26 protein-coding genes and 1 pseudogene are annotated in these 22704 nt (G+C 61.5%); 10 read left to right on the top strand and 17 right to left on the bottom strand.

All coding sequences use genetic code 11. From position 1 onward, the window contains the following. From BN2476_RS27400 to ehuR, 4 genes are all read right to left on the bottom strand, one after another. On the bottom strand, nucleotides 1–360 hold a 360-nt coding region (locus tag BN2476_RS27400; protein WP_173819672.1), incomplete at its 3' end, for an aminopeptidase P family N-terminal domain-containing protein. A gap of 9 nt (nucleotides 361–369) precedes the next feature. Continuing rightward, nucleotides 370–1371: a cyclodeaminase gene (locus tag BN2476_RS27395; protein ID WP_087737347.1), complete on the bottom strand. Its 1002-nt coding sequence runs from the start codon at nucleotides 1369–1371 to the stop codon at nucleotides 370–372. Between the two features lie 64 nt (nucleotides 1372–1435). Next, nucleotides 1436–2410: a hydroxyectoine utilization dehydratase EutB gene (gene eutB, locus BN2476_RS27390; RefSeq protein ID WP_087737346.1), complete on the bottom strand. Its 975-nt coding sequence runs from the start codon at nucleotides 2408–2410 to the stop codon at nucleotides 1436–1438. Between the two features lie 183 nt (nucleotides 2411–2593). Next, the gene (gene ehuR, locus BN2476_RS27385) at nucleotides 2594–4003 is read right to left on the bottom strand and encodes a MocR-like ectoine utilization transcription factor EhuR (RefSeq protein ID WP_173819671.1); all 1410 of its coding nucleotides are present in this window, start codon (nucleotides 4001–4003) and stop codon (nucleotides 2594–2596) included. Nucleotides 4004–4211: 208 nt separating this feature from the next. On the opposite strand from ehuR, the gene ehuB reads away from it, so the two are divergent. From ehuB to ehuA, 4 genes are all read left to right on the top strand, one after another. Then, nucleotides 4212–5066: an ectoine/hydroxyectoine ABC transporter substrate-binding protein EhuB gene (ehuB, locus tag BN2476_RS27380; protein ID WP_087737345.1), complete on the top strand. Its 855-nt coding sequence runs from the start codon at nucleotides 4212–4214 to the stop codon at nucleotides 5064–5066. 125 nt (nucleotides 5067–5191) lie between these two features. Beyond that, a complete protein-coding gene (gene ehuC / locus BN2476_RS27375) occupies nucleotides 5192–5863 on the top strand; it encodes an ectoine/hydroxyectoine ABC transporter permease subunit EhuC (protein WP_173819670.1) in 672 nt (223 codons plus the stop codon). Beyond that, nucleotides 5860–6519 (top strand): ectoine/hydroxyectoine ABC transporter permease subunit EhuD, encoded by a 660-nt coding sequence (ehuD, locus tag BN2476_RS27370; RefSeq protein ID WP_087737344.1) that lies wholly within the window; start codon nucleotides 5860–5862, stop codon nucleotides 6517–6519. The genes ehuC and ehuD overlap by 4 nt, the downstream gene beginning before the upstream one ends. Continuing rightward, nucleotides 6516–7403 (top strand): ectoine/hydroxyectoine ABC transporter ATP-binding protein EhuA, encoded by an 888-nt coding sequence (gene ehuA, locus BN2476_RS27365; protein WP_328590400.1) that lies wholly within the window; start codon nucleotides 6516–6518, stop codon nucleotides 7401–7403. The genes ehuD and ehuA overlap by 4 nt, the downstream gene beginning before the upstream one ends. Nucleotides 7404–7460: 57 nt before the next feature. On the opposite strand, the gene BN2476_RS27360 is transcribed toward ehuA, so the two are convergent. The 5 genes from BN2476_RS27360 to BN2476_RS27340 form a co-directional block, all read right to left on the bottom strand. Then, nucleotides 7461–8909, bottom strand: coding sequence for an MFS transporter (locus BN2476_RS27360; RefSeq protein ID WP_268957955.1), 1449 nt, complete (start codon nucleotides 8907–8909; stop codon nucleotides 7461–7463). Between the two features lie 107 nt (nucleotides 8910–9016). Beyond that, nucleotides 9017–9781: a phosphocholine cytidylyltransferase family protein gene (locus tag BN2476_RS27355; protein ID WP_087737342.1), complete on the bottom strand. Its 765-nt coding sequence runs from the start codon at nucleotides 9779–9781 to the stop codon at nucleotides 9017–9019. 21 nt (nucleotides 9782–9802) lie between these two features. Continuing rightward, nucleotides 9803–10807 (bottom strand): flippase-like domain-containing protein, encoded by a 1005-nt coding sequence (locus BN2476_RS27350; protein ID WP_087737341.1) that lies wholly within the window; start codon nucleotides 10805–10807, stop codon nucleotides 9803–9805. After that, nucleotides 10804–11661 (bottom strand): HalD/BesD family halogenase, encoded by an 858-nt coding sequence (locus BN2476_RS27345; RefSeq protein ID WP_087737340.1) that lies wholly within the window; start codon nucleotides 11659–11661, stop codon nucleotides 10804–10806. The genes BN2476_RS27350 and BN2476_RS27345 overlap by 4 nt, the downstream gene beginning before the upstream one ends. Then, nucleotides 11658–12347 carry a CDP-alcohol phosphatidyltransferase family protein gene (locus tag BN2476_RS27340; RefSeq protein WP_087737339.1) on the bottom strand — a complete coding sequence of 230 codons (690 nt, stop codon included), beginning with the start codon at nucleotides 12345–12347 and terminating at the stop codon, nucleotides 11658–11660. Before BN2476_RS27340 ends, BN2476_RS27345 begins: the two co-directional genes overlap by 4 nt. 309 nt (nucleotides 12348–12656) lie before the next feature. Between BN2476_RS27340 and BN2476_RS27335 the strand changes: the two genes are divergently transcribed. Beyond that, the gene (locus BN2476_RS27335; RefSeq protein WP_087737358.1) at nucleotides 12657–13094 is read left to right on the top strand and encodes a hypothetical protein; all 438 of its coding nucleotides are present in this window, start codon (nucleotides 12657–12659) and stop codon (nucleotides 13092–13094) included. A 448-nt stretch (nucleotides 13095–13542) separates the two neighbouring features. Here the strand turns inward: BN2476_RS27335 and BN2476_RS27330 are convergent, their stop codons facing one another. From BN2476_RS27330 to BN2476_RS45740, 6 genes and pseudogenes are all read right to left on the bottom strand, one after another. Beyond that, the gene (locus BN2476_RS27330; protein ID WP_087737338.1) at nucleotides 13543–14034 is read right to left on the bottom strand and encodes an OmpA family protein; all 492 of its coding nucleotides are present in this window, start codon (nucleotides 14032–14034) and stop codon (nucleotides 13543–13545) included. Further along, nucleotides 14031–14720, bottom strand: a complete 690-nt coding sequence (locus BN2476_RS27325) for a M35 family metalloendopeptidase (protein WP_087737337.1) — start codon at nucleotides 14718–14720, stop codon at nucleotides 14031–14033. The genes BN2476_RS27330 and BN2476_RS27325 overlap by 4 nt, the downstream gene beginning before the upstream one ends. Beyond that, a complete protein-coding gene (locus tag BN2476_RS27320) occupies nucleotides 14721–15236 on the bottom strand; it encodes a PAAR domain-containing protein (protein ID WP_087737336.1) in 516 nt (171 codons plus the stop codon). A 10-nt stretch (nucleotides 15237–15246) separates the two neighbouring features. Continuing rightward, a complete protein-coding gene (locus tag BN2476_RS48515; protein ID WP_235850985.1) occupies nucleotides 15247–15549 on the bottom strand; it encodes a hypothetical protein in 303 nt (100 codons plus the stop codon). A 41-nt stretch (nucleotides 15550–15590) separates the two neighbouring features. Beyond that, nucleotides 15591–15686: pseudogene (locus tag BN2476_RS48510) on the bottom strand (PAAR domain-containing protein); the annotation flags it as partial. An 88-nt stretch (nucleotides 15687–15774) separates the two neighbouring features. Next, nucleotides 15775–16176, bottom strand: a complete 402-nt coding sequence (locus BN2476_RS45740; RefSeq protein WP_143811054.1) for a hypothetical protein — start codon at nucleotides 16174–16176, stop codon at nucleotides 15775–15777. A gap of 614 nt (nucleotides 16177–16790) precedes the next feature. Here BN2476_RS45740 and BN2476_RS27305 point away from each other — a divergent pair. After that, nucleotides 16791–17225 (top strand): HIT family protein, encoded by a 435-nt coding sequence (locus BN2476_RS27305; RefSeq protein ID WP_087737333.1) that lies wholly within the window; start codon nucleotides 16791–16793, stop codon nucleotides 17223–17225. A 27-nt stretch (nucleotides 17226–17252) separates the two neighbouring features. Here BN2476_RS27305 and BN2476_RS27300 read toward each other — a convergent pair whose 3' ends face one another. Further along, complete coding sequence (locus BN2476_RS27300) at nucleotides 17253–17756, bottom strand: hypothetical protein (RefSeq protein ID WP_087737332.1); 504 nt, start codon at nucleotides 17754–17756, stop codon at nucleotides 17253–17255. Between the two features lie 685 nt (nucleotides 17757–18441). Between BN2476_RS27300 and BN2476_RS27295 the strand changes: the two genes are divergently transcribed. The 4 genes from BN2476_RS27295 (at nucleotide 18442) to BN2476_RS27280 (ending at nucleotide 21485) form a co-directional block, all read left to right on the top strand. Next, complete coding sequence (locus tag BN2476_RS27295; protein WP_087737331.1) at nucleotides 18442–19596, top strand: porin; 1155 nt, start codon at nucleotides 18442–18444, stop codon at nucleotides 19594–19596. Between the two features lie 265 nt (nucleotides 19597–19861). Then, a complete protein-coding gene (locus BN2476_RS27290; RefSeq protein ID WP_087737330.1) occupies nucleotides 19862–20284 on the top strand; it encodes a YfiM family lipoprotein in 423 nt (140 codons plus the stop codon). A gap of 224 nt (nucleotides 20285–20508) precedes the next feature. Continuing rightward, entirely contained in the window at nucleotides 20509–20847 is a 339-nt protein-coding gene (locus BN2476_RS27285; RefSeq protein ID WP_087737357.1) for a sugar ABC transporter ATPase, read from the top strand. A gap of 128 nt (nucleotides 20848–20975) precedes the next feature. Continuing rightward, entirely contained in the window at nucleotides 20976–21485 is a 510-nt protein-coding gene (locus tag BN2476_RS27280; protein ID WP_087737356.1) for a metal-dependent hydrolase, read from the top strand. Nucleotides 21486–21528: 43 nt separating this feature from the next. Here the strand turns inward: BN2476_RS27280 and BN2476_RS27275 are convergent, their stop codons facing one another. Further along, on the bottom strand, nucleotides 21529–22701 hold the full coding sequence (locus tag BN2476_RS27275; protein ID WP_087737355.1) for an NAD(P)/FAD-dependent oxidoreductase: 1173 nt from the start codon (nucleotides 22699–22701) through the stop codon (nucleotides 21529–21531). Nucleotides 22702–22704: the final 3 nt, after the last annotated feature.

Genomic DNA, 22704 nt, shown 5'->3' with positions numbered 1-22704 from the left:
CACTTCGCGTGCGAGATAGTCCATCGGATGACGCTCGGTGGACTGCACGTAGTGATCGGGATAGCCGATGATGTTCTCGCGCTTCATGAACACGGTGCGCAGCGCGCCGTTCGCATCCTGTCCACGGCCATACCAGACGGGCTCGCCGTCGAGCGCGAGCAGCACGCATTGATGCACATAGAACGACCAGCCGTCGTAGCCCGTGAGCCACGCCATGTTGGTCGGGTCGGTGACGATCAGCAGATCGATCTGCGCCTTTTCCATCGCCTTGCGTGTCTTCGCGATGCGTGCGTCGTATTCGGCGCGATCGAATGGCAGGCGTACCACGGGGGTCGCCGCCTGTTGACGTGTATCTGACATGGTCTCCTCTCAGCGCTTCATGTCGTTACGGAAAATGGTCCCTGCATTGGCCGCGCGGGCACGCGCGACGGCGAGCGTCGCGATGGCCGTGTCCTGCGCGCCCGTGCCCGTGAGATCGCACAGCGTGATGTCGCTGTCGCTCGTGCGTCCTTTGGCCTGTCCTGCGATGATCTGTCCGAGCTCCGCGTGCTTTGCGTTCGCATCGACAACACCGGCTTCGATCGCGTGATGCAGTTCGCCGAGCACGCGCGTCTGCGTGACGCGATCGCATACGTAGCGCGCCGCCGCGAGTGCTTGCGGCGCGATTTCGTTCTTGTGTTCCGCGTCCGAGCCCATCGCCGTGATGTGCAGGCCCGGATGCAGGTCGGCGGACTGGATCAACGGCTCGGTGCTCGGTGTCGTGGTGATCGCGATGTCGGCTTCGGCGAGCGCGTGATGAACGTCGCGCGCGACTTCAGCGGCGATGTGCAATTTCGCGGACATGTCCGCCGCGAATCGCTCGGCGTTTGCGCGGTTGCGTGCCCACACCTTGACGCGCTCGATTTTTCGCACCATCGACAACGCCTGCAATTGCAGACGCGCCTGCTCGCCCGCGCCGATCACGGCGACGCTCGGCGCCTGCTGCTTCGCGAGCCAGCGCGCCGCGACGGCGCCCGCCGCCGCGGTCCGCACGGCCGTCAGATAGCCGTTGTCGAGCAATACCGCTTCTGTCAGGCCTGTTTTTGCCGACAGAACGAGCATCAGTCCGTTGAGGCTCGGCAGACCGAGCTTCGGGTTATCGAAGAAGCCGGGGCTCACCTTGATCGCGAAGCTGTCGAAGCGCGGCAAGTACGCCGTCTTCACATCGACCTCGCCGCGATGCTCGGGCAGGTCGAGCCGCAAGATGGGCGGCATCGCGACGGGCTCGGTGGCAAGCGACAAAAACGCGGACTCGACTTGATCGATCGCGGCGAGATCGAGCGGCACGAGTTCGCGCAATTGCGATTCGCCCAAGAGGGTAATGGCAGTCATGCAGTGTCTCCTGTGTCGATCAGAGTTAGCGCTTCAGCGCTTACTCCGATCCCATGCAAATCGTTCAGCCCGCGCGCACGATGCGGCGATGCTGGTTCATGTCGATATTCGCGCCCGTCACGATCAGCACGATCGGGCCTTGAAAATCAGGGGCATTGTGCAAACGCTGCGCGAGCAGCGCCGCAATGCCGACGGCGGCCGCGCCTTCGAGCACCAGCCGTTCGTGTTCGTATGCATGCACGAGGCCGCGCGCGATCGTCGCTTCGTCGAGCAGCACGACTTCATCGATCAGCTCGCGCGTGATCGGGAACGTGTACTGGTTGTCGAGCCCGATGCCGCCGCCTAGCGAATCCGCGAGCGACTCGACTTCGTCGACGAGCACGGGCTTGCCCGCCTCGAGGCTCGCGTGCATCGCGGCGCCGCGTTCCATCGTCACGCCCGTCATGCGCACCGCGGGATTGATCTGCTTCGCCGCAAACGCGATGCCCGCGAAGAGCCCGCCGCCCGACAACGGGACGACGATGTGCGCGACATCGGGCAAGTCCTCGGCGATCTCGACGCCGATGGTCGCCTGTCCGGCGATGACGTCGAGATGATCGAACGGCGGCACATACGCATAGCCTTCTTCGCGCACGAGGCGTTGTGCTTCGGCCTGCGCGTCGTCCTGGCTCTTGCCGACGATGCGCGCCTGCGCGCCCAGCGCGCGCACGGCCTCGACCTTGTTCGACGGCACGAGCGACGACATGCACACGGCCGCTTCGATGCCGAGTGCGCGCGCCGCATGCGCGACCGCGCGCCCGTGATTGCCCGTCGACGCCGTCACCACGCGCTTGCATCCCGTTTCCGCAAGACGCACGAGCGCGTTCGTCGCGCCGCGCAGCTTGAAGCTGCCCGTCGGCTGGACCGTTTCGAGCTTCAGATAGACAGGATTTTTTGCAATCGCCGACAGCGTAGGCGATTCGACGAGCGGCGTGCGCAGCACGCGCCCTTCGATACGGCGTCGAGCGCGATAGACATCGGCAAGCGAGAGAACGGACATTGGCATCGGCCCTGCATGAGAAACGCGACCGATGCGGAAAATCCCAACGTCAGTATTTCACTACATTGAACGTGGGCCACACCGGACTCAGTGCGGTCAGTCTAATGTTCTAAATATTCTTTTCTATTGTCCTGGTACATTTCGTTTTGCATCGCTGCGCGCTCATCCGATGCGGCCTTGCGATCAGCCGAAGTCATGCACCTGCGGGTACTGCTCGAACACGTCGTGCATCGTTTCGAGCGCTTCCTGATACACCTCCTCGCTCACTTCCGCGCCCACGCACAGCCGCACCGCATTGGGCCGTTCCGCGCCGCGCACGAGGAACGGATCGGGCGACGTCACGGCGATATCGCGATTGCGCAACTCGCGCACGAGCCGGTCCGCCTGCCAGTGATCGGGCACGCGCAGCCACACGGACAGCGCATGCGGATGCGAGCCGAGCACATACGGTCCGAGTATCTTCTGCACGAGCGCCTGGCGCTTCGCGAGCCGCTCGCGCTGCATTTCCACCAGACGCGCGGCCGTGCCGTCGTTGATCCAGCGCGTCGCCACTTCCGCTATCGGCGAGTTCGCCATCCAGCTACTCACGCGCAGCACGCTTTCGACGCGCAGCGCGAGACGGCGCGGCGTCGTCATATAACCCGTGCGCAAGCCGGCCATCACCGACTTCGTCATGCTCGTGCAGTAGAACGACAGTTCGGGGATGTGGCTCGAAATCGGCGCGGGACGCGTGGCGGGCAGCGGGCCATAGACATCGTCTTCGATCACGTACACGCCATAGCGCTCGGCGATGCGCGCAATCGCGCGACGCCGCGATTCGGGCATCAGCGCGACGGTCGGATTGTTGAGCGTCGGCGTGCAGACGAGCGCGGTGATGCGCTCGCTATCGCACATCTCTTCGAAGTGCTCGGGATGGATGCCGTACTCGTCGATCTCCAGCCCTTTCAACGTAAACCCCAGGACATTCGCGGAGCCGATTACACCGTGATCGGTCAGACTTTCGCATAGCACGGTATCGCCGGGACCGACCAGCGATGCGAGCGCGAGAAAGATGCCATGCGCCGCGCCGTTGGTGACGAGCAGCGTATCGACGGAAGCGGGCATGCCGAGCGACTCCAGCCACGCGATGCCCGCCTGCCTGTGATGCTCGAAGCCCGCGATGGGCCTGAACGCGCGTATCCACGGCTGGTCGTCGATCTTCGCGAGCGTCGCGCAGACCTTGCGCCACATCGCGTCGTGCTCGGGCGTATGAATGATGCGCGCAATCGAAAAGTCGACCACGGAGCGCTCGGCCGTATCGAGCATGTAGTTCGACATCGTCTCCGTCACGCGCTCGGCGACGAAGCTGCCACGCCCCACTTCGCAGCGAATCAGCCCTTGCCGCTCAAGTTCCTTATATGCGTTCGTCACTGTCTGCACGCTGATCGACAGCTCGGACGCGACATCGCGCTGCGGCGGCAGACGTGCGCCCGCGCGCAACGACTCGCTTTCGATATCCGTTGCAATCGCCTTCACCAGCCGCTTGTATTTCGACTCGACGCCACGCACCGCGCCGACCGCATCCCGCCATTGCTCTATCACTGCACTCTCCATATCTACAGCATGCATAGTGCGACGAAAGCAGCCCTGAAAATAATTGTCCTAGTGCAATGGGAACAAAAAAATGGCTTTGTATGCTGCGCTCATGGTTCGGTTTCAGGTCGCTCGAAACGCCGGAACCCTTGCCTCACCGGGTTTTCCCGGGGATCGCGCCACTGTGGCACGACATTCATTACTTTTACTTTCGCCCTACGGAATCGACATGAAATCGAAGCGCACGTCCGTCATGCTCGGCGCCTTCTGCCTCGCGGCAGCCGGCCTTGCAATGCACACCCAGTTCGCGTCGGCTGAAACGACGTTGCAGCGCATCCAGCGCACCGGCGAAGTTCGCATCGGCTATGCGAACGAAGCACCGTTCGCCTATACGACACCCGATGGCAAGGTGACGGGCGAATCGCCGGAAATTTCGCGCAAGGTCTTCGAGAAGCTCGGCGTGAAGAAAGTGGATGCCGTGCTGACGGAATGGGGCTCGCTGATTCCGGGCCTGCGCGCGGGACGCTTCGACGTCATCGCCGCCGGCATGTACATCACGCCGGAGCGCTGCAAGCAGGTCGCTTTTGCCGATCCGCAGTATCAGATCCAGGACACGCTGCTCGTGACGAAGGGCAATCCGAAGAACCTGCATAGCTTTGCCGATATTGCAAAGCAGCCGGACCTGAAGCTGGCCGTGATGGCGGGTGCCGTTGAAGTCGCGAACTCGCGCGATGCGGGCGTGAAGGACACGCAACTGCTGCAGGTGCCCGATACGACGGCGCAACTTCAGGCCGTGCGCACGCGACGCGCCGATGCGGCAGCGGGCACGGCGCTCACGATGAAGGGCCTCGCCGCGAAGGACGCGGGCCAGGTCGAAGCGGTCTCCTTGTTCAAGGACGATCCGAAGCATACGGGCTATGGCGCGCTCGCGTTCCGCCCGGAAGACACCGATCTGCGCGATGCCGTGAACAAGCAGCTGCATCAATGGCTCGGCACGCCCGATCATCTCTCGACCGTCGGACCATTCGGTTTCGATAAATCGAATCTGACCACGAAAACGGCCGCCGAAATCTGCGGCCAGTGATTCGCCGCTCACGCATCGGGCCGCAGACGATGCAGCGCGATCGCACGCCGGGGAGGCACTCAAAATGCTTCCCCAGTTCAATCCGAGGCGCGCCGAGGCGCCGTCATGCAAGCGAGGCCACCGCCATGCGTGAACTGTTTCCCCTGCTGCTGCAAGGCACGCTCGTCACGATCGAGATCGCCGTGTTCGGCACGCTGCTTGCCATTGTGATGGCGTTCGTCGGCACGGCCGCGAGGCTCTCGCCGTGGGCGCCGTTGCGCTGGATCGGCAACGTGTATGTCGAGGTGTTTCGCGGCACGTCGCTGCTCGTGCAGCTCTTCTGGTTCTTTTTCGTGCTGCCACTGCCGCCGTTCCGGGTCGAGTTGACGCCGTTCACGGTCGCGATCGTCGGGCTCGGCCTGCACTATGGCGCGTATGGCTCCGAGATTCTGCGCGGCGCGCTGCGCTCGGTGCCGGGCGGCCAGTTCGAAGCGGCGCTCGCGTTGAACATGTCGGCATTCTCCCGCATGCGCCGCATCATCCTGCCGCAAGCAATGATCTGCGCGCTGCCGCCCGCAACCAATCTGATGATCGAACTGTTGAAGGGCACGTCGCTCGTATCGCTGATCACGCTGTCCGATCTCACGTTCCGCGCGCGCCAGCTCGACGAAGCGACGTTCAAGACGGCCGAGATCTTCTGCCTCACGCTCGTCATCTACTTCGTGCTCGCGCAATTGCTGGCCACGCTGATGCGTTACTTCGAGCGGCGCGTGAGTCACGGCATCATCGTTCGAACCGTGCCAAAGGCGGCGTCATGAATCACTTCTTCGATTTGCAGTACGCCGCGCACATCCTGCCTCAACTCGCGCGCGCATCGGTGTACACGATACTGATCACGCTCGTCGGCTTCGCGATTGCGCTCGTGCTGGGCCTCGCGCTCGCGATCCTGCGGCGCAGCCACATCAAGGCCGTGTCGCGCACGGTGGCGTTCATCGTCGAGTTCATCCGCAGCACGCCGCTGCTGATCCAGGTGTACGTGCTCTACTATGTGCTGCCCGTGTACGGCATCACGATGTCAGCGCTGATGGCGGGCACGATCGGCATCGCGCTGCACTATGCGTGCTACACGTCCGAGGTGTACCGCGCGGGCCTGAACGGCGTCGCGCGCGGACAGTGGGAAGCGGCGTGCGCGTTGTCGCTGTCGCCGTGGCGCACCTATGCCGGCGTGATTCTGCCGCAAGCGGTGCGGCCCGTCATTCCCGCGCTCGGCAACTACCTCGTTGCAATGTTCAAGGACACGCCCGTGCTGTCGGCCATCACCGTGGTCGAACTGATGCAGCAGGCGAAGAACGTCGGCTCGGAAACGTTCCGGTATCTGGAGCCGATCACGCTCGCAGGGCTGTTCTTTCTCGTCATCAGCATTACGTTCGCACAACTCGTGCGGCGGCTCGAATTCCGTCTGAGGCTCCCATGAAGTCGCGCACCGACATCGATACCCACTTGCAATCCGAGTCTTCCGTGATGGAGAAAGAGATGAAGCGAGACCCCGTTTCCGCGCTCAAGGACGCGCCGAACGCCGGCGGCCAGCAGCCGATGGTGCGGTTCGCCGGCGTGACGAAGCGCTACGGCGCGCTCACCGTGCTCGACGAACTCGATCTGGACATTGCGCCCAACGAAAAGGTCGCCATCATCGGGCCGAGCGGTTCAGGCAAGTCGACGCTGCTGCGCGTATTGATGACGCTCGATCCGCTGACAGGCGGCATGATCGAAGTCGACGGCGAGCCGTTGACCCACATGCGCAAGAACGGCGGGCTCGTGCCTGCATCGCCCGCGCATCTGCGACGCGTGCGTAGCAAGATCGGCATGGTGTTTCAGAGCTTCAATCTGTTCCCGCATATGACGGCGCTTGCGAATACGATCGAAGCGCCGATGCAGGTGCTCGGGCTGTCGCGAAAGGAAGCGACGGACCGCTCGCGCGAACTGCTGTCGATGGTCGGGCTCGAGGACAAGTGCAATCACTATCCGTCGCAACTGTCGGGCGGTCAGCAGCAGCGCGTCGCGATTGCGCGCGCGCTCGCGATGCGTCCGAAAGTGATGCTCTTCGACGAAGTGACGTCCGCGCTCGACCCCGAGCTATGCGGCGAAGTGCTGAACGTGATTCGCCGGCTTGGCGAAGAACACAATCTGACGATGCTGATGGTTACGCACCAGATGGGCTTCGCTCGTGAATTCGCGGACCGTGTGTGCTTCTTCTCGCAAGGCAAGATCATCGAGCAAGGGCCGCCGCAACAGTTCTTCACGTCGCCGCAACATGAGCGCACGCAGCAGTTCCTGCGTGCAGTGCGCGAAGCGGTTTGATGTCTCGATCGTAGGTTTCGACGCGGCGTTCATGCAGGCTCAAGCCGAGCGCGCGCGTCAAGCCTGCCCTCTGCCGCCGCGCGCGAGCTCTTCGCCGCTGTTATGCGGCAGCTTCGCCGTCACGGGGATCGACGCCAGCGAGAACAGGCCGATCGAGAGAAACGCGGGCCAGAAGTCGGTCCATACGATGCGCGGATGGCCTTGCAGCTCGTGCGAAACCTGCAGCACGATCCCCGCAACCGTCACGCCGAGGCCCAGCGAGATCTGCTGGACGACGCTCGCGACACTCGTCGCGCGTCCAACGTCGCTGCTCGGAATGTCCGCATACGCAAGCGAGTTCAGCGACGTGAACTGCAGCGAAGGAAAGATGCCTCCGAACAGCACGACGCACCAGATCAGCGCGTGCGGCGTATCCGGCGTGAACAGTGCATAACTCGCAATCGCGCAGCCGGCGAGCAGCGCGTTGAACATCAGTACGCGTCGAAAGCCGAAGCGCGCGAGCACCGACGAAGCAATCGTCTTCATGAAGATCGAGCCGAACGCCGACGCGCACGTGATCGTCCCCGCAACGAACGGTGTCATGCCGAGTCCTTCCTGCAGCTTCAGCGGCAGCAGAAACGGCACGGCGCCAAGACCGATGCGAAAGAGCGAGCCGCCGATCACGCTTGCGTGAAAGCTCGGAATGCGAAGCAGCTTAAGATCGAGCACGGGCCGCTCGACGCGGCTCGCATAGCGCCAATAGATCAGCAGCAACGCGGCCCCGAGCACGCACATCGCCACTGAGACGCTGTTCGACACCAGTGCGCCGCCCACCAGCGACAGCCCCAGCATGAACAGCGACGCGCCGCTCGCCGACAACGAAAAGCCCGTCCAGTCGAGCGGCCCAGGATGTGCTTCGCGCATGTTCGCGATGTGCCGGTTCGTGAGCCAGATGCCGAACAGGCCGATCGGAATGTTGACGATGAAGATCAGGCGCCAGTGCAGATACGTCGTGATGAAGCCGCCGAGCGGCGGTCCGATCACGGGCCCGAGCAGCGCCGGCACGGTCAGATAGTTGACGGCGCGGATGAAGTCCGACTTCGGCACCGAACGGAAGATGATGATGCGCCCGACGGGCACCATCATCGCGCCGCCGATGCCTTGCACGAAACGCGCGGCGACGAAGAGCGGCAGGTTCGTCGAGGCGGCCGCCATCAGCGAGCCCGCCATGAAGATGCCGATTGCCGTGCGAAACACGGAACGCGGACCATAGCGGTCGGCGACCCAGCCGCATACGGGAATGAAGACGCCCAGGCCGATCACGTAGCTGGTGATCGCGAGCTTCAGTGTGATGGGATCGTGCCCGAGATCGCGGGCGAGAACCGGAAGGGATGTGACCAGTACCGTCGAGTCGACGTTTTCCATGAACATCGCGCACGCGACGATCAACGGAACGATGAATGCGCCTATTGCCAGGGGCATGGTCGAGGAGGCGACAGCGGGGAGACCGTCGGCGTAAAGCCGCAATTATTGCACCGGCTCAACAAACGATGTTGCGACGCTTGCAGCAAAAGAAAATCGCGTGCCGGTTGCCCGAGCACGCGATTTTTTACAGCGCTGTCTATGATGCCGGCTTAGCGCGCCGCGCCTACCAGCGGTTGCAGCATCGGCAGGATTTCCGCTGCTGCGCGCTCGACGTCGTTCTGGAAATCGATTTCGATCCACGGCGCGCCCGTCACGTCAGCCGTGTCGAACACATGACTGCGTTCCAGCAGCAGATCGCGCACGGCTTCTTCATGAGGCATGTTCGCGCGGCCGCTGTCGACGTAGCCCGCGACGATCTCGGCAAAACGCTTCGCCGTTTCTTCGCGCAGACGGAAGAAGCCGACCGATTCGCCGATCGTGTCGTAGTCGAGACCGACGGCCAGTTGCTTGCGCAGCTCGACGGGCACGCCGTTTTTCAGGCACAGCTTGACGGGCTCGTCGCCCGTTTCGAAATCGCGGTCGATGAGCAGGCGGTTCGCGTGCTGATCCGCCACCAGCGCGCTCAGGATGCGCTCGTCGTACAGCACGTCGGCGTCCATCAGCAGCACGTCGCCGCCGCGTGTCAGCGCGTCCGCGACCGTGTGCACGGTGAGCACGCTGCCAAGGTCGAAGCGCGGGTTCAGCTTGATCTCCACCTTGTGCGGCCATTCGATCCGCTTCAGTTCGGCTTCGACCAGTTCCGGCTGGAAGCCGAGCGCAAGCACGACCTCATCGACGCCCGCCGCATCGAGCATCTGCAGATGACGCTCGAGCAGGGTCACGCCGTCGAAACGCAGCAGGCATTTGGGAAACTGTTCTCCGGCGGGTTGCTGGAGACGCAGGCCAAGACCTGCAGCAAGAATGATGGCGCGCATTCGCGGTCCTTTCCAAAGATATCAATCGACAGCGGGCAGACGCGTTGCGCGCCGCCGCTGCCAGCTACGTTCGCTGAAATGCAGATACAGCAGGCCCGGCAAGCCGAGCAGCAACTCACGTGCGCGCTTCACCAGCGACAGCGCCAACGCCGCTTCGGGCGGCAGGCCGACGAGCGGCGCGAGCAGCAGATAGCCGCCTTCCTGGACGCCGAGCGAGCCGGGAATCGCGAAGGCCGCGCCGCGGATCGCCTGGCCGAGGCTTTCGAGCAGCAGCGCGTCGATCCAGCCAACGGGATGGCCGAGAAAGCGCAGCGCGAGCCACACTTCCACCGTACCGACGATCCAGCCCGCGAGGCTCAGCGCGAAGCTCGCGGCGACCTTGCCGCGCTGCGCGTAGAGTTCGCGCACGGCGACATCGACGGCATCGGCGCGCGTCGTCAACGACGACCAGTCGCGTTTGCCGAACACCTTCGACAGCACGCGCAGCGCCTTGCCGAACAGGCCGCGCCGCTGCGCCATATAGAAGCCGGCGATCAGCGCGCCAAGCACGCCTGTTGCGATCAACGCGGCTGTCTGCAGGTCGTGCATTGCGCCGTGCGCCGCCGATGCGCCGAACAGCAGCAAGCCGAGCATCGCGAAGACGATCTGCGCAAGCGCCTGCAATGTCGTGCTGACGGTAATCGCCGCCGCGGCGTCACGCATGCGCAGACCGCGCTGCGACAGTTGACGGACCATCATCACCGGCCCGCCGATCTGACCAGCGGGCAACAGGCTGTTCACCGATTCGCCGATCCAGCGCGCGAACACCGCGTCGCGCTCGGTGACATGCCGCGCTTTCCTGTCGAACATCACGGAGATCGCGCCCGCATCGAGCACGAGCGGCAGCAGATGGAACGCGGCGACGAGCGCGAGGCCCCAGCCCGCCGCCATCAGCGTCGACACGACGGGGCCGAAGCCCTGCCACGCGAGCAATGCGACGAACAGCGCCCCGCCGATCGTCAGCAGGATCATCGCTGCGCGCGTCACGCGCCTTCTCCCCTGGCGTTGCGGCGCGACAGCTGGCTGAACACCTGGCGAAAGCCGAAGTACGCGATCGCGTCCTTCAGATTCGAAATCACGCGGCGCCACGGGCGCATGTTCGGATCGGTCACGTATTCGAATGTGAGCGACACGCGCATTTCGTTGTCGAGCGCGGGCGTGATGCGATGACGCAGCTTGTCGCCGTCGAAGAACACGAGACCGCCCGGAGGAATCTGCACCGAACCGGGCGCATCGGCCTTGTCCGGGTTGCGCGTGTGCAACTCGTAGTCGAGACGGCATGACGATTCGTCGATCACGCCGAGCAGCAGCGTGTAACGGCGGCCGTCGTAGTACGACGTGTCGTAGTGCCAGCCGATATGGTCGCCCGGCTTCGTGTAGTAGTAGAGCGCGTACGCGTGCGGATCGTCGGGCGGCGACAGCAGCAGCTTGTCGCCCGTCAGATGCTCGAGCCAGCCGATCAGCTCCTTCGAGCGATAAAGCCGCGCGATGAACGGCGCGAGACTGTCGATCGTATGGCGGCTGACGCTGCCGCCCTGCTTGTGCCCCGGCAGATAGTTGCGGTTCACTTCGGGCAGGAGCGCGCGTGCCGCAGCGATCAGTTGCGCCGTCACTTCCGGCGCGAGGAAATCTTCGAGGTACAGAAACGCGCTCTGGTCGTCGAAATCCTTGCGTAGTTGCGCGTTATCGAAGGTGCGGATGCGGTCCGCGACGGCGCGATCCGCATCGGGCGCGGCATTCGCGGACGACGAAGCAGCCCCGGAAACAACAGAAGCCGGCGCGAGGCCGGCATTGTTCAACGAGTTGGATGTGGTCACGTGTTCTTGTGCGGGCGTGCTCATCGGCTCACCCATGCATGACTGGTTTCTTGCGCCGAGCGCGTTCGGTGCACGACGCGACGGTAGTCGATCACGACGTACACAGCAAAGAGCGGCGCGCCGATCGACGCGGCCACGAGAAACGGCGCGACGCCGCTCATCAGCGTGACGAGGGGCAGAAGATACAGAATGTCTTCCGTCTCGAAGCCGCCGACGGACGCCTGTCTGGTGCCCGCCTTGCCCGCCATCTCCTCGATGCGCATGCGCAGGAAGAAGATCAGCGCAACCGCGATGCCCGCGACGGTGCCGAGCAGCAACGGCGATACCGCGAGGCCGATCAGATCGCCGACTTGCGATGACGTCATCCCGTAGCCCATGCCCGCGAACAGCAGCACGGTGACGAGCGCATCGGAAGCGAGGTCGTAAAAATGACCGATGCGACTTGACTTGCCGCTGACGCGCGCAAGCTCGCCATCCGTGTGATCGACGAAGTTGGAGAGCACGATCAGAAACGCTCCGACGTTGGTCCACGCGAAACCGCCGCGCGCCAATGCAAGGCCGCCTGCGAAACCGATCAGCAGGCGTACGGTCGTCAGATGGTTGGGCGTAACGTGTGTATCGACGAGCGGCATGATGAGCCGCCGGGCAAGCCTGGCATCCCACATTTTGGGCAGCGGGACATTCCGGGGAGGATTGGATTGCGAAGTCATAACCCGGAAATATATACGGGATCGCGATTTCTTGCCTCGGTCACTCACAATTATGTTGCTTTTCAATGACCTACCCGTGGTTGACCCGACAGCACGAATTGTCGAACGCAGGTAGAGTGCGCGTCTGTCGCGCCTTTGTTACCGGTTTTATCGCGCTAATTCCTGCGTACTGCGCTTTTGCCGGCGCTTTCTCCGTTATGAACCCGTTGTTTTTGATTCGCCCGGCATGAATCGCCTTTGATTTTCCTCTTGCTCTTTCATTTGAAGTTATCCGCGCGCGAGCCGTCGCGGGGACGTTTTGTCGATACCATGAAACGCTTTTTTGTCCGCCCTGTTCTGCTTGCGCTGATGCTGTCGGCGCTGCCGTTTGTCGCGCGCGCCGCGTCGCTCGATGCCGCTCTCGCGTGCGAAGAATCGGCGCACAAGTTCATCGCCGATCTGGCCGCCCAGCAGTTGATCGATCCGAAGCCGATGCGCGTCGAGAGCAACTCGATCAACGCGTTTAGCCCCGTGCGCGGCGCGAACCTGAACGCGTATGGCTTCAGTGTGTTCGCCATCGTCGGATATGAACAGGACGATCCCATCTTTCGCGTCGGCAACGGCGAGCCGCTTGCGAAGTCGGCTTATGGCGCCGTCGTCTGGGGCAGCGACGAGAAGGTGCAAGCCGCCGTCACCGCAGCGGGCAGCACGGCGATCGTCCATCATGTCGCACCGCATGTGACGGCGATTTTCTGCAAGCGGAGTTAGAGCGGTTGCGGTTGGCTCTTTCCTCGCACATATGCAGGCTTGTGGGGAATCGACGAAGAGGTCCATGTGGCCGCTCTCCGTATTTTGTGGTGACGGGTCTGTTCGATGAACGTGGTTTGAGTCAGCACGGAACGAGAAGCCGACATTCTCACCACCAGCCAGCGCCATGTCCTGCGCCGTTTGAGCGCATCATCAAAACGCCGTCGAACACGCCAGACAGCGTGTCACCGAATTCGAAATGGTCACGACGATGGTCAGCGCGAAACGTGAAGTAGTTCTTGCGGTTGTTTCCATGCGCTCGATCGGAGAGCAGTGAGCCAGCTTTGCGGCGCCTCCGGGCGCGGCATTTTTCAAGTCACTGCCGAAGGCTCGGCAAAAGGGAGATTATTCCATGATGCACTGAATAATCAAAGGACCGTAAAGCCCCGCCGAGGCGGGACTACTGTTCCTATTTGATAGCTCTGCTATGCGGTGTTACTCGTGGATCGTCGCAAAGCCATGCGCAGCTACCTTTACATATCGGAGTCAGTTCGACCACGACTTGACGGATACAGAATGTTCCATCGGGACGCTTTACGACCATTTCATCCGTAAACGTTTTTTTATCGATCAAGATGTTTTCACTCTTGATTCCAAGTTGCTGCAAATACGCTTTCACGTTCTCGGCGCGGGCTTCTTTCAGCCGATCCACGTTCCGCTCACCGATGTAGGCTCCAGCAATCACAACCGCTTGAATCTGCACGTCGGGCCATCTTTTCGCCTCAATCACGATATCGGCAATCGCGAGCCTGTCGACATTCGAAAGCGTCGTTGTGTTGAATGGCAAATGTGCCTGCGCTTCTTCTCCGATAGTGCAAGCACTAGCCGAACCGTACAGGCAACCTGATATGGCAAGCGCTACTGCCACGACGCTAGACAGGAAATTACGCCTCTTGCTCATTTAATAATGATCCTATCAAACGTTGCAATATAACCAGTTATGCTGTCCGCGTTCCTGATCGCGCGCTCTGGATTTTGCAGAGCGAATATCTTCATGCCAACTTCTGTGTCGCCGTAAATGATGTCATCCGAATTGAAAGTGTCCGTATAGTGCGTGCATTCATGAATTAACACCTTGACCTTTGCAGCGTGAAATAACTCGCCAAGCGAATCATTGCAAAATTTCGAGTAGATCGCGATAACTCGCTTTTCTGAATCGGGCTTACACACTGCGGCGTGATTGGTTCCGTTATCGGGAACGACTGAACACGTAAGGTTCCTGCTCAGTTCACCATCCCAGCGCACGATTTTCTCTGGCACCAGTTCCTGCATTGCTGCAAGCAAGCGGGGAAGCCCTGTGGTTAACGTGCTTCGAATTTCGTCATCCGCTCGCCCGAAGTAAGTCTTTGCGCGCGCCTGCTCGTTTACATCCCATCGCGCAACGGCCGTAATGCGCTCCTTAATCAGGGAGACACCGGCATCCCGCGCCCTCATGACCGCTTCTTTAAACTCCTTGTTCGACATGTTTGAGCATATGCGCTCGGTATTTATTTTCACATGAACCATTGATCCGGGGTTTGTGTTCGTGACCGCTCCAGAATGAACCTCAATCCAATCACCGTCATCGTCCGTTTTGAAGTTATGCATTTATAGATTCTCCGTCACTTCCAGACTCAAACTTGCGGCCGTATCCGTGGCGACCCGCACTGTAGCTCCATTGCTATCGGTGACACCCGACGCCAGTACGGCTTCTGTCCTGCTCACGATCCGGTAAGCCACACCCTGTAAAGGCTCGCTCGTAATCGAATCGCGCAGCACGAACTGTTCGTCGCAGGCCGGAGCCGCAGCCGGGTTGGGCGTCGATACCGGCATAACAGACGCGTTGTGGCCCGTGCTGTAGAACATCGACATGCGACCCGATGCCAGTACACGATTCTTCCTGCATGGACATCCCACATGATCAAGGTCCAGCACCATCGACCTGCCTTCATCGAGCCAGGTGCGTGCTGTGCCGAAGATGGGGTACACACCCTTGCAGTTGCCGCAGGTTGCCATGTCGCCGTCGCAGCACAGCGCCTCGCCGTCTTCATACTGCGACGATGTTCCGCTCATCACCCGTCCGCCAGTTGTCGTTCTGTCTCCCGCTTTGACAAGTCGTTCCATACGTTCTCCCTTATGCTGTTTCTTCGATGTGAAACGTCAGATTTTCGGCACCGCTCGTGCTTACCCGCTGCGTGCGCCCCATCGAATTGGTCACGCCGCTAACGCTTCGCCCCGATGCTGTCCCGATCGTGTAGCGGACATTGGCAAGCGCTCGACCGGTCTGCCGGTCCCTAATCACAAACTGCTCGCCAAACTGCAGGGGATTGCCGAAGGCATCAAGCCCGACCGCTGCCAGTTCACCGCGCTGAACTCCGCCCAGTCGCAGTACTGCGACGCAATCAGCTTCGGATACGGCCTGCAGTTGCAGAGGCATTCATCGCCATCAAGGACCGTCTGTTTGCCCATCATCGTGTCGGGACGATAAGGCGGCACATTGCAGATCTCGCCCGTACTCTTACAGGCCGGGCACCAGACCTTCGCGCCGGGATAGGCCATCGGTACGCCATGCAGCGTGCAGGACGTTTCTCCTTCAATGACCTCGCTGCCCGCCGTTGTGCCATCACCTAACCTGATCTAGTAACGCGGCATGTACCTTCTCTCAGTCCAGGTCAACGAAATGCCAGTCACCTGTCTCGGGGTCATAGATCGCGCACTGGCTTATGTTCCGCTTCCCAAGCTGGTCGATACTGACCGTGGCGGGCAGGCGTCCGCGCGGTTCCTCGACCTCACGGGCCCGCTCGTCTTCCGTCCACTTCGCCATCGCGTCCACTGAGTCTCCGAAACATGGCAAACCGGCACGCGCATAGGCTTGCCGCGATTCGAGCACAAGCAAAAACAAGCAGATATCAGAAGAATTCGAAAATTGCCCGAACGGGCGAAAGATATGCGCTCCGCATCCGGAAGCGGTTAAAAAAGGCCCGCTCATGGCGGGCCCAAAGAAAGCGAGAAGAAGGTGCAAGCCGCCGTCACCGCAGCGGGCAGCACGGCGATCGTCCATCATGTCGCGCCCCATGTGACTGCGATTTTCTGCAAGCGCAGTTAGAGCGGTTGCGGTTGCATCTTTCCTCGCGCATGAGGAGCGCGCCGGTTATCAACACTTTTCGTGGGTAAGGCTGTGAGTATCCTGCGTATGAATGCGGCAAGTCGTTGATGCGGCTCGGAATGTGTGGACTGCATGCATTGCGCTTTCGTCATGTATCGACGGTCCGGCGAAGCGTGCATCGGCAGTGAGGTTGTCCACACTTTCTGTTCAAAAGGCTGTGAGTAACCTGGGCAAGACCCAGGCAAGTCATTGATGCGACTCGAATTGCGCTCGATGCACGCGCCACCACGTCGTTGATGAACCCTCGCTCGTGCCGAGCCGTATCACCGGCTTTGTCCACAGAATCCGTGGGTAACGATGTGGACAACCTGAGCACACGCCACGCAAGTACCGGCCGCGAAAGAGAAATCGATGCGCGTTGCGGATCGATGCAACGGTCGATGCAACGCGTCGAAGCATTGAGTCGATGCGCCAGGGAATGCGATACGCACGATCTCGTCGGCTAAAATCTCCGGATCATTCATGCACGGCCTTCGACACACAGCCGATGCGCCCGACCACCGGAGCCTCTCATGCCCTACGATCAGCAGAACCCGTTTGCCCGCATCCTGCGCGATGAACTGCCGTCGATCCGCATCTACGAAGACGAGCACACCGTCGCGTTGATGGACATCATGCCGCAAGCCGAAGGTCACGTACTGGTTCTGCCGAAAGAGCCCGCCGCCGAGCTCTTCGAACTGTCCGAGGACGCGACGGCCGCCGCGATCCGCACGACGCGCAAGGTAGCCATTGCCGTGAAGGCCGCGCTCAATCCGCCCGGCATGATGATCGCGCAACTGAACGGCGCCGCTTCCGGACAAACCGTGCCTCACGTGCACTTCCACGTAATTCCGCGCCATGACGGCATCCCGCTCAAGATTCACGCGGCCGAACGCGCCGACCTCGATGAATTGCGCGCGCTGGCCGAGCGCATCAGGACGGAGCTGGGCAAGAGCGCGTCCGCCTAAGCGCAACTCGCAACGACTAAAGCGGCGTCAGCCCGGCCGACGAAACCCGTTCTCGACCCACGACGCCGCGCCCGCCCTGCTGAGCTTGAAGTTCGGCGCGACTTTCACCTGCGCCAGTTGCTCGCCGAGTGCGTCGAACGCCGTGAGCAGCGCGTAGGGGTCGTCCTCGTCGGGGACGATGTCGAGCGTGACCTCGACGCTCCCGTCACCCGATTCCACCGTCAGCCGCTTGTGCAACTGCGCGTGCAGTTGCTGCTCATGCCGGCGCAGCACTTCCGATGCCGTCTTCACCAGCGTATTGAAAGCGCCGATGTCGAGCGGCTTGGGATTCTTCTTGTCGCGGCCCATCGTCCATGGGCCCACCAGCGCAGGCTCTGCCTCGCCGTCCTTGATCATCTCGACGGCCCAGCCGTCGTCGTCCTCGTTCTTGATGACGCGCGCGGTCCAGCCGTTGTCGCACCACAGGCGGTCTTCGTGCACGGCATCGGATGTGTTGCCAGCGTCGGATTCGGGAAGAAGCGTATCGGTCATTGTGGTGATGCTCGCGTTTCGTCGGGCGCCATCGAGGGATTTCGGCGCGAAGGCACGCATTCTACCCGCGCATGCCGTGGCAAACCCGGCCAAGGGCCATGCCTATAACGACAGGACAAGAAAACGACGGCAATTTGCGCGCAAATAAAAAGTTCGATCGGATTTGCTATCGATTTACGAAATAGTCTATTCCGACTTATTCAAATGACCTGGCTCGCATTTGAATCGCGCAAAAAAAGCGGCCCGAAGGCCGCGTAAAAAAACAGATGAAAAAGACAACCCTTGGTCAAGGGGTATACGGATTCTATAAGCTACGCCTGCCCGGTTCGAGTCCATTGCTTGGAACAGTACCTTTCCAGAAATCGCATGAATCGACGCTTGCAGATGCGGCTGAAAACGGCTTACAGCGGGTTAACCCGAGCGGTTCCGACCCTCGGCGTCGCACTGGCGCAACAATCGATTGATTGACAGTACCCCGCCCGATACGCATCGAATTCAAAAAATCCTTTAAAGAAGAACACTTAGCGGCGTTAATCCATCTATTCCCGATTCTGGAAAGTATTGTTGCATCAGATGGAAATAAGCGAATGCATATCGGTAATACACTTCGCTCCGGATCGACAGCACGCATCGCAGCACGTGTTCTGTATTGCGATCTCCACGCAAAGTCTCGGAGTAATAAAGCATGAAAAAAACCCTTATCGTCGCGGGCATTCTCGGTGCATTCGCAGCAACGGCCAACGCGCAAAGCAGCGTGACGCTGTACGGCACGCTGGATGCGGGCCTCGTCTACACGAACAACCAGGCTGGTCACAGCAACTGGCAGCAAGGCAGCGGCACGGTCTCGGACACGTACTTCGGCCTGCGCGGCAGCGAAGACCTGGGTAACGGCCTGCATGCAATCTTCACGTTGGAAAACGGCTTCGACCTGAACAACGGCGGCCTGAAGGAAAACAACACGCTGTTCAACCGTCAGGCTTACGTCGGGCTGCAGAGCAACCAGTTCGGTACGCTGACCCTCGGCCGCCAGTACGACTCGATGGTCGACTACCTGGCGCCGCTGTCGGCAGCAGGTTCGGGCTTCGGCAACAACCTGGCCGGCCACCCGTTCGACAACGACAACCTCGACAACTCGTTCTCGATCAAGAACGCAGTCAAGTACACGAGCGCGAACTACGCCGGCCTGCAATTCGGCGGCCTGTATGGCTTCTCGAACGAAGCTAACGGCTTCGCGGACAACCGGGCATGGAGCGCGGGCGCTTCGTACAAGAACGGCCCGTTGAACATCGCGGCGGCTTACCTGCAACTGAACAACGCGGGCAGCAACAACACCAACGGCGCGATCTCGACAGGCCAGGGCGGCGCAGCGCAACTGGCGGCACAGACGCAGCGCTCGTATGGCGTCGGCGCGAACTATACGTATGGTCCGGCAACCGTCGGCCTGCTGTGGACGCACACGCAACTGGACAACCTGCAGAGCGCGAATGTGGGCGGCACGTTCATCAACGGTCTGGCGGGCACGAACCTGCACATGGACAACTACGAAGTGAACGGCCGCTACGAACTGACGCCGGCTCTCGCGCTCGCCGCCGCGTACACGTTCACGGACGGCAAGGTGTCGGGTTCGAACGGCTCGGGTTCGCCGAAGTGGCACACGGTTTCGCTGCAAGGCGACTACTCGCTGAGCAAGCGCACTGACGTGTACCTGGAAGGCGTCTACCAGCACGCTTCGGGCAAGCTCGGCAACTTCGGCGAGAACGTCGCAGCGATCAACACGCTGACGCCGTCGTCGACGCAAAACCAGACCGCCGTGGCAGTGGGTCTGCGTCACCGCTTCTAAGCAGTTATCCAAGCAGGTATTCGCGAAGACGGGGCGCAAAGATCAGCCGGCTCCGTCCTCGACGGCAAACGCGCGCGTACAGTCGGACGCGCGCGTTTTTATCTTTCACGCGGCGGCTTTCGCCCGGTCTCGCCGTCGTCTGACACATTGTTTAACGTATTTCCTTCGGTTTGCTAATAAATTCTCTTCGTTTGTCGTTAAATGCGTACGAGCGCAGGAAGTCTCTGACAGAAGACGCGCGACTCAAAACAACATCGGAGAGCATATGACGACGACATTGAAGCGAGCGACCGCGCTCGCCCTGATGCTGGCCGCCAGTTCGGCGGCCAAGGCGGGTTTCGATTGCAATGGCTCACGCGGCGGCTGGCGTTTGCAAACATCGGATAGCTGGACAGGTTCGGACAAACTCACGCACTTCGCGGTATCGGCGCCGTTTGGCGCACTGGGCGCGTACCTCGCGCGCGACACGCAACACCCGGTTGTCTACGGAACGTCGATCGGCACGGTGCCGGGCTTGCTGAAAGAAATCGTCGACGGCACGTGCCGCACCTCCGGCTTTTCATACAAGGACCTGACGGCGGATGCACTGGGCGCATTGACGGGCGCGCTGCTGGGCAACTGGGCGATCACCTACAGCCGCAACGCGGGCGGCACGATGGTTGGCGTTGCGTACTTCAATCGCTTCTAGACGGCGGGCGACGTTGCGCTTCGATTCAATTTCTAACACGATGTGGCAATTGCACGCGACTCGCGTGGCTATACTTCGATGTGGGCCGTTTGCAATCGTCGACGGATCATTCGATGAATGGAAGTTGAATGAACGTCGCCGCGACGCAAGCGGTCGTGTCGCGACGCATTGCATTCCGCTCGCGCCCTACGATCCCGCCGCATGGAGACGCCGACGACATCATCATGAAACGACTCATCCTTCTCGCCCCCCTGGCCGTTCTCGCTGCATGCGGATCGTCGCGCGGCCCTGAATCCGGCGCTTCAGCCGAACCGATGGTCTATGCATCGTCGGCGCGTCCCGCATCCGAAATCGCACGCTGCCTCAACAGCCGGCTGTCGCGCGTGCACGTTTCGAAGAACAATGGCGTGACCGATCTGACGATCGGCTCTTCGTCGAACAGTTCGTATTTCATTTCACTGACGCCTTCGGGCAACGGCTCCGTCATCAAGGTCGTACGCGGCACGGGCGACGATCCGCCTGAAGAAGAACTGCGCTTTGCCATCGCGCGCTGCACGACATGATGTGTAAGTCTTCGTAACAGCAGGCCCCACGCATGAGCCCGCGAAAGTTGCGGGCTATTTTTTTGCGCATGCTTCTGCGAAGATGGCCGCCCGTGTTTTTCCGCGTCGTGCATCGGCGCGAGACATCAATGGCATCGAGCAACGCACATCACGCGACAGGTTGGGCAGCCGGAGCGATCTCCGCGGCACTGGCTGCGCGCTACGGATACCGCGGCCATTTTCACGTGTGGATCTGGCTGGCGTTTGCAGCGGGGCTCGCCGGCGCGACGGCGCCCGACTGGCTCGAAGTGGCGTGGTGGTCACGCAAGCGGCGTCTCTGGATCACGCATCGTACGGCCACGCATTGGGGCGTCGGCTGGATCGCGATGCTGTTCTTTTCGTGGCATGCGATGGGACATCATCCGGCTGCTGCCGTCGCGTTTGGATTTGCTTGCGGCGGCGTGATGCATCTGCTCGCCGACTGGCCCAATCCTTTGGGCGTGCCCTGGATACTAGGTCGTCATTCGCTGAACCTGTGGAATAGCGGACATTGCGATCTGATCGTTGTCGCCGCGTCCTGGGCGGGCGCCTGGTTCGTGGTGTCTCGTGTGTGGGTGCAAGGTGGTGGGCCGTTGGGCTTGCTGAAGCATCTGTTCTAGCCTGCCGCCGCAGACACCACCACCATCATCATCAAGACCACCGTCAAACGACATTCTTCTCCACGATCGGCCGGTTCTCCAGCACACGATCAAAGCCGAGCGCCGACAGATCGAGCGTCAAATAGCGCCCGCGCAAAATGAGTTCGCTGACGCCGCGTCCCGTAGCAGGCCCCTGCTGCAATCCATGCCCACTGAACCCATTGGCGAAGATGCAGTTGTCGACTTCGGGATGATGTCCGATGATCGCGTTCTGATCGAACACGTTGTACTCGTAGTACCCGGACCAGCAATGCTCGACACGCAGCGCCTCGAACTGCGGCACACGATGCGCGAGCGTCGGCCAGATCACGTCGTCGAATAGCGCGTGATCGACTTCATCGAGCGGCAGATCATCAGGGTCGTTGTCCGGCGAAGGCGAAGTCCCGCAAATGAACGTCGCGCCCTCGGGACGGAAGTACACGCCCGTCGGGTCGATCAACAGCGGACAGCGTTCGAGCTTCGCCGGCGAACTCACGTTGAAGATGCTGCGGCGGCGCGCGAACACAGGAATGTCGATGCCCGCCAACGATGCCACACGCCGCGCCCACGGGCCCGCCGCGTTCACGATGACATCGCACGCATACGTCTCGCCGCGTGAAGTCACGACGCCCGTGATGCAGCGGCCTTCGCGATTCAACGCGGTCACGTCGTCGGCGATATAGCGCGCGCCGAGCGCTTGTGCCTTCTTGCGCAGCGCCTGAACGAGCCCATAGCCGTCGAACCAGCCCTCGCCCGTTTCGCCGAGTGCACCCGCGCTCAGATCGTCCGTGTTGAGCCAAGGAAAGCGCGCGCCGAGCGAAGGCTTGTCGAGCAGCGTGATATCGGCGCCAAGGCTCGTTTGCAACGCATGGTTCTCGCGCAACGTCGCCTCGCCGGAAGGCGTCGCGAGAAACAGATAGCCGCCTTCGTACAGATCGATCGCGGGCTTCGCGCCGTCGACCTCCAGCCGCTCGCCGATCGATCGCAAGAACTCGATTCCGTACAGCGACATCTGGATCGACAGCGGCGTCGAGAACTGCTGCCGGATCGACGCCGCCGACAGTGCCGACGACGACCGCGTATAAGCCGGATCGCGCTCGATCACCGTGACGCTGACCGTCGGGTCCGACAGCCGCAAAAAATACGCGATCGAACTGCCGATCACGCCTCCACCGACAATGACGACTTTCGAACTCACGTG

Source organism: Paraburkholderia piptadeniae (genome assembly GCF_900007165.1).
GTDB lineage: Bacteria > Pseudomonadota > Gammaproteobacteria > Burkholderiales > Burkholderiaceae > Paraburkholderia > Paraburkholderia piptadeniae.
The sequence above is the reverse complement of the archived record's forward strand: the minus strand, read 5'-3'. Positions and strand labels throughout refer to the sequence as shown.